The sequence below is a fragment of the Sulfurimonas sp. genome, assembly GCF_026991475.1.
Classification (GTDB): domain Bacteria; phylum Campylobacterota; class Campylobacteria; order Campylobacterales; family Sulfurimonadaceae; genus Sulfurimonas.
Window position 1 is genome coordinate 1 of sequence record NZ_JALXBK010000105.1, and the last position, 11,969, is coordinate 11,969.

The following is an 11,969-nucleotide window of genomic DNA, read 5'->3' on the forward strand; positions in this document are numbered from 1 at the left end:
TTGCGACACTTCTGTGGTTGCATGTTCTTGCACAAAAAGGGGTAAAGATTGGTTGGGGTGAGTATATGAAAGTAGGGCTGGTAATTACCCCTCCTGTACTTTTAGTAGCGCTTTTAGGACTTTTATAGATGGCTTTTGAAGATGCACTCCACACATTAACACTTAGTGATGACGGCTCATATACAGCGTACTCAAAAGAGTATGACGAACACTATCACTCCACAAAAGATGGTGCGCTCAAAGAGTCTTTGCAAAAGCATGTTATACCTGCGTTTGAATTGATAGAAAAAGATGAGGTAAATATTTTAGACATCTGTTATGGGCTTGGGTTTAATACTTTAGCAACGATTTTGTATTACCGACAAAACAGACCGCAAACAAAGCTCAATATCTTCTCGCCAGAACTTGATGCCTCACTTGTAAAGTCTTTAGAAGATTTTAGCTACCCAAAAGAGTTTGAAGTGTTGCGAGAGATTATTATTGCACTCAGTAGGGAAGGGTTTTATAGAGATGAACAATTGTTCATAGAACTGTTTTTAGGCGATGCTAGGGAGTATATTGCAAAGTTTGAAGATTTCTTCGACATTGTCTATCAGGATGCTTTTTCTCCTAGTACCAATCCGATTCTTTGGACAAAAGAGTATTTTGCAGACATCGCAAAGGCTATGAAAAAGGATGGTGTGCTTACTACATACTCTATTGCGTTTAAAATACGACTTGCTCTTTATGAAAATGGTTTTTATATCTATTTAAATGAGGGTGAGGGCTACAGAACGGCAACACTTGCCTCTCAAACGCAGCTCCTAAACGCTGTGAGTGTGGATATGGAACATAAAATTTCTTGTAATCCTAACATTAAATCAATTAGGGATTAACTTTTATATTAGACTTCTTTCATAACCTAGATATATTTCAGAGGGAAGAAAAAAAGATGAAATTGTGCAAAATCTTTTTTGAAGCGTAGCCGTAGCTACGGTGAGGAAAAGTTTTGTGCAAGTTCGCTTTTTTTATCCCTCCCTTTGGGCAATTTATAGAGAGCTTTACTCTGCGTTAGATAACCTTCACCGTAGCTACGGCTACGCTGAAGAACATCTGTCTTGATTAAAACTCTCTATAAAATGCTGAAGTATATTTAGGTTATGAAAGAAGTCTATTTACTAAGTGTTATCAATTAACCTATAAAATTTTATTTAACAAACTTGATAGACAAAGGATAAAGTATGAAAAGAAAAGTTATGATATCAACACTGTTGGCAGGTATTCTCCTCTCAACATCAGCACTCTACGCAAATGTAAATGATGCAGTAGCTTCAAAAGAGGCAAAGGCATTAAATAATCCGAATTCTGTAAAAGCGCATGCTATGGCACAAGCAGATGTACAAAGCACTCGTTCAAAAGATGCGTTTAGAGCAAAAATGGATATGAAAAGTTTTACAAAAGAGGCAAGAGGAGATGATGCAAAAAGACTTAAAGCTATTGTTAGCAAAGAAGCAACGCAACATAGATTAGCTCTTAAAAAAGCACCAAAAGAGGTAACAGAAGGTTTACAACAAACTGTAGTAGCATTAAGAGCATTGCACCAAAATAAAATAAAACCTGCAAAAGAAGCTCTTGAAAAAGCGACAAAACTATTTGATAAAGCATTGAAAAAAGATCCACAACTAGCACTTGTTCCTATTGCGGATGAAATTCGGGTAAATGATTTTACAGGAGATGCTAAACTTGTTAAATATATCATAAATGCAGCGCAGTCTTTACTTAAAGATCACGATACACAAGCAGCTAGAAATATGCTTCTCCCTTTACAAGATGAAATGGATATGACAACACAATTTATACCGATGGGTACATATCCAGTTGCTACAAAAGAGGCTCTAAAAATGCTTAATAAGGGTAACTCAAAATTAGCATTTTCAGCTTTAGCTACGGCTCTTAATAGCGTTGTGACACAGGTAGTGGTAGTTCCTTTACCTCTTATTACAGCACAAGATTTAGTTTTAGAGGCATCAAAACTCGATAAATCAAACAAAAAAGATGCACTTAAACTACTCTCTAGTGCAGATGATGAACTTGAAAAAGCAGTTCTTTTAGGCTACACAAAAGAACATTCGGCAGAGTATAAAAGTTTACAAACTCAGGTAAAAAATATTGAGGCAGAGATACGCGGAAAAAATATAGTTGCAAAACTTTATGATCACATTAAAAATGATTTTAAATCTTTAGTCTCTAAACATGAAAAAGAGCATACAGTGAAAAAACACTAGTATTTACTATCTAGACTCCATTTTTTTGATGGGGTCTAGGCGTTAGTTACTTTACTGCTTAGCTTTAAAGCTATAGTAGTACTGCAAGTTTTACGATATAAAAGCCCCCAAAGATTAGCCACAAAAAGAGGATGCTTGCTAAATAAATTGGCTTCATTCCTGCCTTTTTGAATTTATCTATACTTGTCTCCATACCTAAGGCACTCATTGCCATTGTAAGTAAAAATGTGTCTATAGAGTTAATGCTTCCTACTACATGTAGAGGCAAGAGATTTAATGAATTAAATCCAGCTACGACCATAAAAAAGACTGCAAACCAAGGAATGACTATTTTAGCTTTTTGTTTATTTGACACATCTTTACTTGTTTTTGCAAGCCAAAACCCCAAGACCAATAAAAATGGTGCTATCATCATTACTCGTATCATCTTGACTATTACGGCTGTCTTGGCAGTTTCAGCACCTACGGCATTTCCCGCTGCTACGACATGAGCCACTTCGTGGATTGTTCCACCTATGTATATACCCATCTCTTGAGGCGTAAGTGGAATGTAACCCATCCTATATAAAAATGGATACAAAAACATAGCAATTGTTCCAAATATAATGACGGTTGAAACTGCTATGGCAGTTTTGTATGGCTCACCTTTTAATACAGGTTCTGTTGCCAAAACTGCTGCTGCACCACAGATAGAGCTTCCCGCTGTCACTAAAATGGTAGTATCTCTGTCCATCTTTAAAAATTTTGTGCCGACAATGTATCCGATGATAAATGTCAGAGTGACTATAGTAACACTTGTAAATATTCCAGATATTCCTACTGCTTCTATACTTTGAAAAGTTAATCTAAAACCATATAGTATGATTCCAGCTCTTAGGAGTGTTTTTGTAGAAAAAATAATTCCTGGAACCCACTCTTGGGGAAGCTTGTTTCTGAGGGTGTTTGCATATACAATCCCAAGGACTATACCAATGATAAGCGGGCTAATAGCCAAATGCTTAAATATAGCAAAATCAGCCAGATAAGTGGCACTCATAGAAAAAAGTGCGACAAATAGTATCCCACTTAGTGTGTTAGTTCTGTTTTCTTTCGTAAACATAATATAAACCTTTGTAATTTTTGTGAAGTATATAATTAATTAATACATAAGTAAAATAAATTAAATTTGATATAATAATTAATATTATTTATAAGGAATATGTGATGACACTTAAAGAGTTAAATATTTTCTATCATTTATGTGATGATTCTCACATCTCAAACTTAGCTAAAAAACTAGGTCTTACACAATCTGCTATATCTCTAGCCATAAAGTCACTAGAAAAAAAGGTAGATGAACAACTTTTTGACAGACTTGGTAAGAAGTTGGTATTAAATGAGAGAGGTAGGTTTTTTAGACAAAAAACTGAGCCTTATTTTATAGCTCTTAATGATGCTAAAAATTTATTTAAAAATGAGAAAATTTCGGGGATTTTAAAGATTACTTCGAGTAAAACAATAGGTGATTATATCATACCTCAAATTATATTTGATTTTTTAAATTCACATCAACATGTAGAGATAAAAAAAGATATTCAAAACTCCAAAAACATCATTAATCTAGTAAAAAATTATGAAATTGATATGGGCTTTATAGAGTCTGTTTGTGATGATCCTGACATCATAAAAAAAGAGATAAAAAAAGATAGATTTGTAGTTGTTACAAGTGATAAAAAACTAAAAAATAAAACTTGCTATATTGATGAGTTATTAGAAAAAAAATGGCTTTTAAGGGAGAAGGGTTCTGGTACGAGAGATATTTTTTTGAATTCTATAGAAGATACAGCTAAAGAGTTGGAGATTTTTATGGAATTTAGTGCATTTGAAGAGGTGAAAACTATTCTTTTTAACAATCCTCAAACCATTACCTGCCTCTCTAGATTTGTAGTGGAAAAAGAGTTGCAAAGGGAAGATCTTTTTGAAGTAAAGCTAAAAAATCTTCAAATAGAGAGAAAGTTTTACTTGATTTATCATAAAAATAAATATAAAAGTAAACTATTTATTGAGTTTGAAAACAGTTTATTATCTGAAAAATATTGACTAAAGCTTAAATACAATTCCAGATTCCATTGTTTTGATGGGGCGCAGACTGATAAACGCAGCAGTAATACTGACAATAAAAACTCCTAAAAATCCAATGAATGGTGCAAACCACATAATGCGAAAAGGAAAACTCGCACTTGATATTGCTTCACCAAAGAGTGCCGATATTCCAACACCTATGCCACTTCCTACTACTGCCATAATGAAAACTTGCGTATATATCATATCTGTGAGTTGTTTTATAGAGGCACCCATTGCTTTTAAAACGGCGTATTGTTTAATGTTTTCATAGGTAAACATATAGAGCATCACGCCTGTTACTCCAAAACCTACAAGCATTGCTAAAACGACCATATTTACCATATCGCCGACATCTTCTGAGTTTATTAAGTACCACATAACCGTCTCTTTTTTAAACGCATTACTTGTGATGGCTTTAAGTCCTGTCTCTTTAGAGATGCGTTTTGCAAGTTTTTGTGGTGAAATATTTTTTGCAGGACGAACCATAATAAAAGTGATGTATCTCTTCTCTCCTGGAATTAAGCGTTTAAAATTTGATGTGCTTATATAAAGAAGTGGTCTTGGTGGAAAACGGGGAATAGTGTGTGAAACTCCAGCAACAACAACTCTTTTTGAGTTTATAAGCATCTCATCGCCATAACGGAGTTCTCTTGTTGCTGCGTTTAGATGAGAACCGTTATATGCCCACATATCTTTTTTGTGTATGGGTGTTTGCAATTTACCATCAGTACCACCACTATCAATAATAACACTATTTGGAATACGCAACAAATTTGCAGGTTTTGGAGCACCACTAAGCGTGGCATCATCTACGCCTATTGCTTGAAAAGATTGGAAGTGTCCATTTGCATATCGTGCTGTCATATCGCCTAAATAAAGAGGAGAAGCATACTCGACACCCTTTACACCTTTTACAATTCCTAAAGAGGAGTTGCTCATATTTATTGTCGCTTCAGCAGAGCTTACAGCACTATCCATAACCCAAACTTTTGCACTTGGATTTTCACTTACAAGAGCGAAACCCCTTGTCATAAAACCTGCAAAGTAACTCATAGCAAAGCTCACTAAAAACGCAGTAAAGGCAACACCAATTAAAAGCCCTAAATATTTAGTCTTATCGTGTAAAAGCATCTCAATGGCAACTCTAAACATTAGTTGCCTTTAGAATTTTCAATGAAAACATCAAGCATTTCACCAACATAGAGAGGAAATTCAGGTTTATTTTTTACGCTGTAAACAACTTGAAGAACCCTTGTATCTGTCTGCTCAGTAGAAGTTCCTGTAAGGTTTGTTTTTGGTGTAACCATTGGTATGGTGTAGAGATAAGAGAGTTTTACTTTTTGCTTAGGATTCCCTCTTATAAACGCGGTAGCATCTGCATTCTTTTGAAATTTCCAACTGTCAAATTCATTAATGTTTACTTTTATATTAAGCTTGTTACTTCCTAAAATAAGTGCTTTTGAATTTCTGCTAAAGTAAGAACCTACTGTAAGATTTGAGCGTAAAACTATGCCATCAATCGGTGCATAGACTTTGTAGAGTTTTAGCTCATCTTGGAGTGCTTTGAGTTTTTGTTTTGCAAGAGTCAAATTATCTTTTGCTTCAGAGTAATCATCTTTTAGTTTTGTATATTTCTCATTTGTAACCATATTTGCAGAGAGTTTTTTCATATTTTGTATGATGTTAAGCTGATGTTTGGCACTTTGTAGTTTTGCTAATGCTGATTGTATAGCTGCGTTTAGTACGGCAATATTACTCTTTTTTGCACTATCATCCAGTGTGAAAAGTAACTCTCCTTTGTCAACTTTGTCGCCACTTTGTACAAATATTTTTTCTATAACGCCATTAACGCTTGCACCAATTACAATATTTTTACTTCCTGCTTCTACAATCCCTGTTCCTGCTATAAAAGATTTATAGGGAAGTTTAAGGGCGGGAAGGGCTACATTGTTGCCTGATTTTTCCATATCGTTATAGTAAACAGTTCCCATCGCTACAGCAATGCCAACAAGTGAGAGAAAAATAAGTATGAAAAAAGTTCTCATAAAGCCACCTTTGTAATTTTTCCATCTTCCATATGTACAATTCTATTTGCATATTTATATATTCTATTATCGTGCGTTACTACTATCATACTAGCACCTTTTTCTTGAATGATTTTTGTTAAAAGTTCCATAACGATCTGTCCTGATTTATGGTCTAAACTACTTGTGGGCTCATCACAAATAATAAATTTTGGATTATGAACCAACGCTCTTGCAATGGCGACGCGTTGTTGTTCTCCACCACTAAGTCCACTTGGTTTTATATGCTCTTTTGCATTAAGTCCGACTGCGTTTAGCATCTCTTGTGCACGCGTGAGGGATTTTGCTCTTTGCACCCCTTTTATGGTTAAAGGAAGTGCAACATTATCTATGGCACTAAGAGAGGGTAAAAGATTAAACGCTTGAAATACAAAGCCGATATTTTCTCCTCTAAAGGCAGTAAGTGTTGCATCATCCATTGTTGCTATATTTTTTTCTAAAAGCTCACAACTTCCACCCTCAAAATGGAGTAATCCACTTAAAACAGAGACAAAAGTTGTCTTTCCACATCCAGAAGGTCCAACGAGCATAAGAAGTTCATTTTCATAGACATCAAGAGTAATTCCTTGAAGTGCTTTTACCTCTGCTTCACCAGCGTTAAATGTTTTGACAATATCTTTGCATGAGGCAATGATTTTACTCATACACTTTCCCACTTGCAATAGCGTTGATGATGGTCGCTTCCAAATACTCTGTTGTTTGCATCGCTATTATTTGGTTTTTGACATCAAGCGCTTGTTTTAAAACTTGTAGATAAGTGTTAAAATCCACATACTGTTTGAGGTATGCTTGCTCAATTGTTACTTCACTCTGTTTAAAATCTTTCAGTGATTTTTCTAAAATAGCAAGCTGATTTTTAGCATTTATATAGGCTTGATAGTGTCTTATGTACTCATTTTTTCTTTGAATTTTATACTCTACGCTCTGCGTTTGTCTGCTAAGTGCCGCTACTTTGAGAGCTTCTGCATCTTTGAAATTTCCACCATTTAAGGGCATTTGAACTGCTACATCAAAAGAGTGATTGTCTCCGTAAGCCGTTGGATCATCTAGTTTTTCATAGCTAATGCCAACAGTAACATTAGGTATATAACGCTTGTTCATTCCTTGTGAGGCTGCCAAAAGTTTTTGTGCATCAAGGCTGTTTATGGCAGCTTGTGGATTGTGTGCTAAAAAATCTTTTTTGGTGTAGAGTAGCTGCGTTTGTGTGAGTCTTGGAATGCTTTGATTTGGAGCATAAAGATGTAACTCTGCTTTCATTTTGGCAAGCTCTTGCGTTTGTGCAACTATTTTTGTCTGCAAGGTTGTGAGGGTGTTTTTAAAACGGAGAATGTCAAGTGTGGTTATGTCCCCATTTTTTGCTAAATTTTCAAGTTTTTCATAAATTTTCTGCTGTTTTTTATAAAGCTCTTGGTGGATTTTGAGTTGCATTTGCGTTTTACTGTAAAGAGCAACCATATTTACCAATGAAATAAAGAGTTGTTCTTTTTTGAGAGAGAGTTTTTTCTTTTTACTCTTTACATCTAAACGCAGTGTTTGGATTTTGTAGTTATTTTTTCCAAAAAGGTCTAAAGTATCATGCAAAGAGATGTCAGTCGTGTTGAAACTTCCTGATGATGTTGGCAAATACTGTGCATATGTTTTTGAGTAGGCACCATCGAGACTAAAGTTAGCATATTTTGAATAAGTTACAGCACTTTGAGAAGTTTTGTTTGCTTTTTTATAAAGTGTGTAACTTTTATCGTATTGTAAATTTTGAAGAGCAGTTTTGTAAAAACTTGTCATATCTGCATGAGCTGTAAGAGCAAGTAGAAAAATAAGAACTATTTTGTTATGCATTTTTTATCCTATAATAGTGAAAAATGATTATACCAATCCCAACTAAGGAGTAATAATTTAAACGAACATATTGTAGTATAGTACAAGGCAAAAGAATGCAGGAGCTACTGGTAGCTTCAAACTCTTTTAACGCCGGAATATACTGCAATATGTTTGCCCTTCGGGTAAAAGATAAGCTAACATCTGACTTCGTTAGACTATCCTTGAAGCTACTAGTAGCTCCTGCAATAGTCTGCCTTGCATCTGATAGCTTCTCTTTTATTTAAATTGTTACTCCTTAGTTGGGATTGGTATTACTATTATAGGCTTCTTAGATGAAATAAAAATGAAAACTACTGAATGACAAAGTTGACGATATAGACATTACGTATCTGTCCATCAGTAAGTATGGAGTTTAGGTTGGCTTTTATTTTCTTACAGATTTTTGATTTACCCATATCTGAAGTAATACTTTGCGCTGTTTGGTTGCTTAAAATCATAATGATGTTATCACGAATGACAGCATTTTTTGCATCGAGCTCTTTTGAGAGGAGTTTGTCATCAAGCTCTAAAGTAAGCGTTGCTTTGAGGTAAACATCTTTACCACTTGCTGTTCTTAGATTTACAGTAAAAGGTTTGAGTGGATAAAGGGGACCTATTTTTGCAAGTGTTTCATCGGTAGTATTTTGCTCTTGTCTATTTACCTGCGTTTGGGTAGTGTCAATTTTGTTAAGATACCAAAAAGCTGCTGCCGAAGCACCCAAAAGAGTAATGATTAAAATGACAATAATAGTGATTAAAGTTTTATTTGAACCATTTTTAGCCACAGAAAATCCTTTTTATAAATGATAACTAAAAAATAGTTTATTTTTCAAGTTAAAAAACAACATCTACTATAGTTCCACTTCCCTCTTCTGATTTTATACGATTACCATACCAACAAGCATTACTACACCTATTAATGCTACAAAAATAGATAAAAGAAAATAGATATTTTTGTCAGTATCTATTTTCCCTTCCTGTAGATGTTTAATCCATAGTGTATAGTAGCGATAAGTATAGAGAGCTAAAATGATGCCAGCACTTACTATTGCTATGCCAAGGTAGTTGTAGAAGTCTGTGTTTTGTAATTGTGGCACAGACAGACCCTGTTTCCCTTTTAACTGCATAGAAATCAAATCTAAAAAAAGTTCAAATTTTTCTACAACAAAGCCCAATATTATAAGCGATATTGCAGTGCCAATAAGTGCTGTTGTAGCACGCTCAACTGCCATTAAGTTTTTAGGGTCAATATTGTCATTATTATTCATTTATTACCTTTAAAAAATTATCTCCAAACTGTGTAAACTTCTTCTCTCCTACACCGTTTACCTCAAGCATCTCCTTTTTGTTTGTCGGCATATCGTCTGCTAAATGTTTGAGGGTTTTGTCACTGAAAATTATATAAGCAGGAACACCAAGTTCACTTGCAAGTTCACTGCGTTTAATGCGGAGTTTTTCAAAAAGCTCTTCATCGTAGTCGAACTCTTTTTCTTGCTTAATGGCTTTTGTTTTTGTGTTTACCTGCATTCTTGAAGATTTTATGTCCACCGTTTTTTGAGATTTTAAAATGGCTATGGCATCTTGTGTGAGTTTTAAAACGCTAAACTCTCCAAGTGTTATAATCTTAAGCTCCAAAAGACGCTCAACAATGACAAACCACTCTTTTTTACTAAGGTGTTCGCCGATGTTGTAGACAGAGAGCTTATCGGCTGCGTTTGCCAATATTTTTTGCTCACTTGAACCGCGTAAAATGTCGATGATGTAGTTTTTCCCAAAGCCTTGATTTGTTTTGTAGATGGCACTTAAAATCATCTGTGCCTCTTTAGTGATGTCCTTTCGCAAATCATCAGAGCTAAGACAGTTGTCGCAGCGATCTTTACACTCATCAAGGGTGTCGTTAAAATATTCGGCGAGTTGTTTATGAAAGCATATTTCACTTGTGGCATATTTGTAAATTTTATCTATTTTGGTACTTAAATGCGCTTTATACTCTTCGTTGGTGATGTCGGCGAGAAAGCGTTTATGCTGCGCCATATCACCTGCATTAAAGAGGAGTAGCACTTCACTATCTTCGCCATCACGTCCTGCACGTCCTATCTCTTGGTAGTAGTTCTCTTGTGATTTTGGCAGGGACATATGCACCACAAAACGGATGTCACTCTTGTCTATTCCCATTCCAAACGCAATGGTTGCGACCATGATGTCCACTTTGTCATTGACAAATATTTTGAAGTTCTGCTCCCGTACGTGTTGTGGTAGTCCTGCATGATAAGCGAGTGATTTGTAGCCGTTTTGGTTTAGGTGGCTACTAAGCTCTTCTGCTTTTTTACGAGAACTTACATAGATGATACCACTCTCATTTTTATGCCGTAAAAGAAAATTTTTTAGCTGTGCATAGCCGTTGCTTATGCGTCTCTCTGTTGAGATAAAGATATTTTTACGAAATACCTTGCCTTTAAGCAGCAGGGGGTTTTCTAAACGCAGCTCTCGTAAAATATCGCTTGTGACATTGTCTGTTGAGGTTGCCGTAAACGCAGCGATGGTCGTATTTGGAAAATTAGCTTTTAAATTGCCCAAAGCACGGTAATCATCACGAAATTCATGCCCCCATTGGCTAATACAGTGTGCTTCATCAATGACAAAAAAGTTTATGTTAAGTTGTTTGAGCATATCTATGGTTGAGCCGTTGTTGAGGCGTTCAGGAGAGAGGTATAAAAACTTTAAACTGCCACTAAACGCAAGAGCGATGATATCTTGCACTTCATCATAATTTTGTGCCGAGGAGAGCATCTCTGCAGAGATGTTTTGTGCTTTTAGTGCTGCAACTTGATCTTGCATAAGAGCTATGAGTGGTGAAATGACGATAGTCAGTCCATCCATCATCATGGTAGGGAGCTGAAATACAAGACTTTTTCCACCTCCTGTTGGAAGTATCATTAGCAAGTCTTGTCCATTTAAAATGGCATCAACTCCCTCTTCTTGAAGCTCTCGAAAACTGTTATGACCAAAATTGTCTTTAAGTATTTTGTTTTTAATGCTGCGACCTAGTAACTTGTGCTGATGGCATCTATTTCGTCCCATGAGAGAGAAGAGGACTTTTGATGGTTTATGATGTGAGAGACATAACGGGCAAACATATCGGTTTCTACATTGACACGCGAGCCTTTTTTGTAGCTTTTAAAGAGTGTTTCTTTCATCGTGTGGGGAATGATTGTAAGGCGAAAAGAGGCTGCATTTACATCATTGACAGTAAGGCTCACTCCATCAATTGTGATGGAGCCTTTTGGTACAATGTAGGGGATGAATTTTTTATCGACCTCTATGAAGACATCGTAAGAGTTACCATTGTTTTTTATCTCTTTTACAGTGCCGATGGTGTCAATATGTCCTTGCACAATATGCCCCTCAAATCTATCACCCATTTTCATTGCAGGTTCAATATGTACTTCACCTCTATAGTTTTCCATTGCCAAGAGTTTTTGACTTTCAGGTGAGAGTTCTACGCTAAATCCATCGTTATTTACTTTAACAACAGTAAGACAGGCGCCATTTATGGCAATAGAATCACCAAGCTCAGCTTTATATTTTGATTTGATGGTAAGTGTGCTGCCTACCAAGCTTTTAACAGTTGCGACTTCTCTTATTAGACCTGTAAACAAGT

General features: G+C 35.5%; 13 protein-coding genes. 4 read left to right on the plus strand and 9 right to left on the minus strand.

Annotated elements, in window-relative coordinates:
- The 3 genes from MV589_RS08805 to MV589_RS08815 form a co-directional block, all read left to right on the plus strand.
- Positions 1-128: ArsB/NhaD family transporter (locus MV589_RS08805; RefSeq protein WP_297434010.1), on the plus strand; the 128-nt coding region annotated here is incomplete at its 5' end.
- Complete coding sequence (locus tag MV589_RS08810) at positions 129-875, plus strand: tRNA (5-methylaminomethyl-2-thiouridine)(34)-methyltransferase MnmD (protein ID WP_297433985.1); 747 nt, start codon at positions 129-131, stop codon at positions 873-875.
- 345 nt (positions 876-1,220) lie between these two features.
- Positions 1,221-2,264, plus strand: coding sequence for a YfdX family protein (locus tag MV589_RS08815; protein ID WP_297433987.1), 1,044 nt, complete (start codon positions 1,221-1,223; stop codon positions 2,262-2,264).
- A 70-nt stretch (positions 2,265-2,334) separates the two neighbouring features.
- Here MV589_RS08815 and MV589_RS08820 read toward each other — a convergent pair whose 3' ends face one another.
- A complete protein-coding gene (locus MV589_RS08820; RefSeq protein WP_297433989.1) occupies positions 2,335-3,363 on the minus strand; it encodes a YeiH family protein in 1,029 nt (342 codons plus the stop codon).
- A gap of 104 nt (positions 3,364-3,467) precedes the next feature.
- Between MV589_RS08820 and MV589_RS08825 the strand changes: the two genes are divergently transcribed.
- Positions 3,468-4,343, plus strand: coding sequence for a LysR family transcriptional regulator (locus MV589_RS08825; RefSeq protein WP_297433991.1), 876 nt, complete (start codon positions 3,468-3,470; stop codon positions 4,341-4,343).
- Here the strand turns inward: MV589_RS08825 and MV589_RS08830 are convergent, their stop codons facing one another.
- The 8 genes from MV589_RS08830 to ribE all read right to left on the minus strand — a co-directional run bounded on the left by MV589_RS08830 (position 4,344) and on the right by ribE (position 11,967).
- Complete coding sequence (locus MV589_RS08830) at positions 4,344-5,519, minus strand: ABC transporter permease (protein WP_297433994.1); 1,176 nt, start codon at positions 5,517-5,519, stop codon at positions 4,344-4,346.
- On the minus strand, positions 5,519-6,412 hold the full coding sequence (locus MV589_RS08835; RefSeq protein ID WP_297433996.1) for an efflux RND transporter periplasmic adaptor subunit: 894 nt from the start codon (positions 6,410-6,412) through the stop codon (positions 5,519-5,521). The genes MV589_RS08830 and MV589_RS08835 overlap by 1 nt, the downstream gene beginning before the upstream one ends.
- On the minus strand, positions 6,409-7,095 hold the full coding sequence (locus MV589_RS08840) for an ABC transporter ATP-binding protein (protein WP_297433998.1): 687 nt from the start codon (positions 7,093-7,095) through the stop codon (positions 6,409-6,411). Before MV589_RS08840 ends, MV589_RS08835 begins: the two co-directional genes overlap by 4 nt.
- Positions 7,088-8,287 (minus strand): TolC family protein, encoded by a 1,200-nt coding sequence (locus MV589_RS08845; RefSeq protein WP_297434000.1) that lies wholly within the window; start codon positions 8,285-8,287, stop codon positions 7,088-7,090. Before MV589_RS08845 ends, MV589_RS08840 begins: the two co-directional genes overlap by 8 nt.
- 332 nt (positions 8,288-8,619) lie before the next feature.
- Positions 8,620-9,093 carry a flagellar basal body-associated FliL family protein gene (locus tag MV589_RS08850; RefSeq protein WP_297434002.1) on the minus strand — a complete coding sequence of 158 codons (474 nt, stop codon included), beginning with the start codon at positions 9,091-9,093 and terminating at the stop codon, positions 8,620-8,622.
- A 93-nt stretch (positions 9,094-9,186) separates the two neighbouring features.
- The gene (locus MV589_RS08855) at positions 9,187-9,576 is read right to left on the minus strand and encodes a YidH family protein (RefSeq protein WP_297434004.1); all 390 of its coding nucleotides are present in this window, start codon (positions 9,574-9,576) and stop codon (positions 9,187-9,189) included.
- Positions 9,569-11,389, minus strand: a complete 1,821-nt coding sequence (recQ, locus tag MV589_RS08860) for a DNA helicase RecQ (RefSeq protein WP_297434006.1) — start codon at positions 11,387-11,389, stop codon at positions 9,569-9,571. Before recQ ends, MV589_RS08855 begins: the two co-directional genes overlap by 8 nt.
- Positions 11,353-11,967, minus strand: a complete 615-nt coding sequence (gene ribE, locus MV589_RS08865; RefSeq protein WP_297434008.1) for a riboflavin synthase — start codon at positions 11,965-11,967, stop codon at positions 11,353-11,355. The genes recQ and ribE overlap by 37 nt, the downstream gene beginning before the upstream one ends.
- Positions 11,968-11,969 lie beyond the last annotated feature (2 nt).

Bases quoted from the DNA above. Each gene is read 5' to 3' on its own strand.
- MV589_RS08825 (WP_297433991.1), top strand. From the start codon at position 3,468: ATGACACTTAAAGAGTTAAATATTTTCTATCATTTATGTGATGATTCT.
- MV589_RS08815 (WP_297433987.1), top strand. From the start codon at position 1,221: ATGAAAAGAAAAGTTATGATATCAACACTGTTGGCAGGTATTCTCCTC.
- MV589_RS08840 (WP_297433998.1), bottom strand. From the start codon at position 7,095: ATGAGTAAAATCATTGCCTCATGCAAAGATATTGTCAAAACATTTAAC.
- MV589_RS08830 (WP_297433994.1), bottom strand. From the start codon at position 5,519: ATGTTTAGAGTTGCCATTGAGATGCTTTTACACGATAAGACTAAATAT.
- MV589_RS08845 (WP_297434000.1), bottom strand. From the start codon at position 8,287: ATGCATAACAAAATAGTTCTTATTTTTCTACTTGCTCTTACAGCTCAT.
- MV589_RS08810 (WP_297433985.1), top strand. From the start codon at position 129: ATGGCTTTTGAAGATGCACTCCACACATTAACACTTAGTGATGACGGC.
- MV589_RS08835 (WP_297433996.1), bottom strand. From the start codon at position 6,412: ATGAGAACTTTTTTCATACTTATTTTTCTCTCACTTGTTGGCATTGCT.
- recQ (WP_297434006.1), bottom strand. From the start codon at position 11,389: ATGGGACGAAATAGATGCCATCAGCACAAGTTACTAGGTCGCAGCATT.
- MV589_RS08820 (WP_297433989.1), bottom strand. From the start codon at position 3,363: ATGTTTACGAAAGAAAACAGAACTAACACACTAAGTGGGATACTATTT.
- MV589_RS08855 (WP_297434004.1), bottom strand. From the start codon at position 9,576: ATGAATAATAATGACAATATTGACCCTAAAAACTTAATGGCAGTTGAG.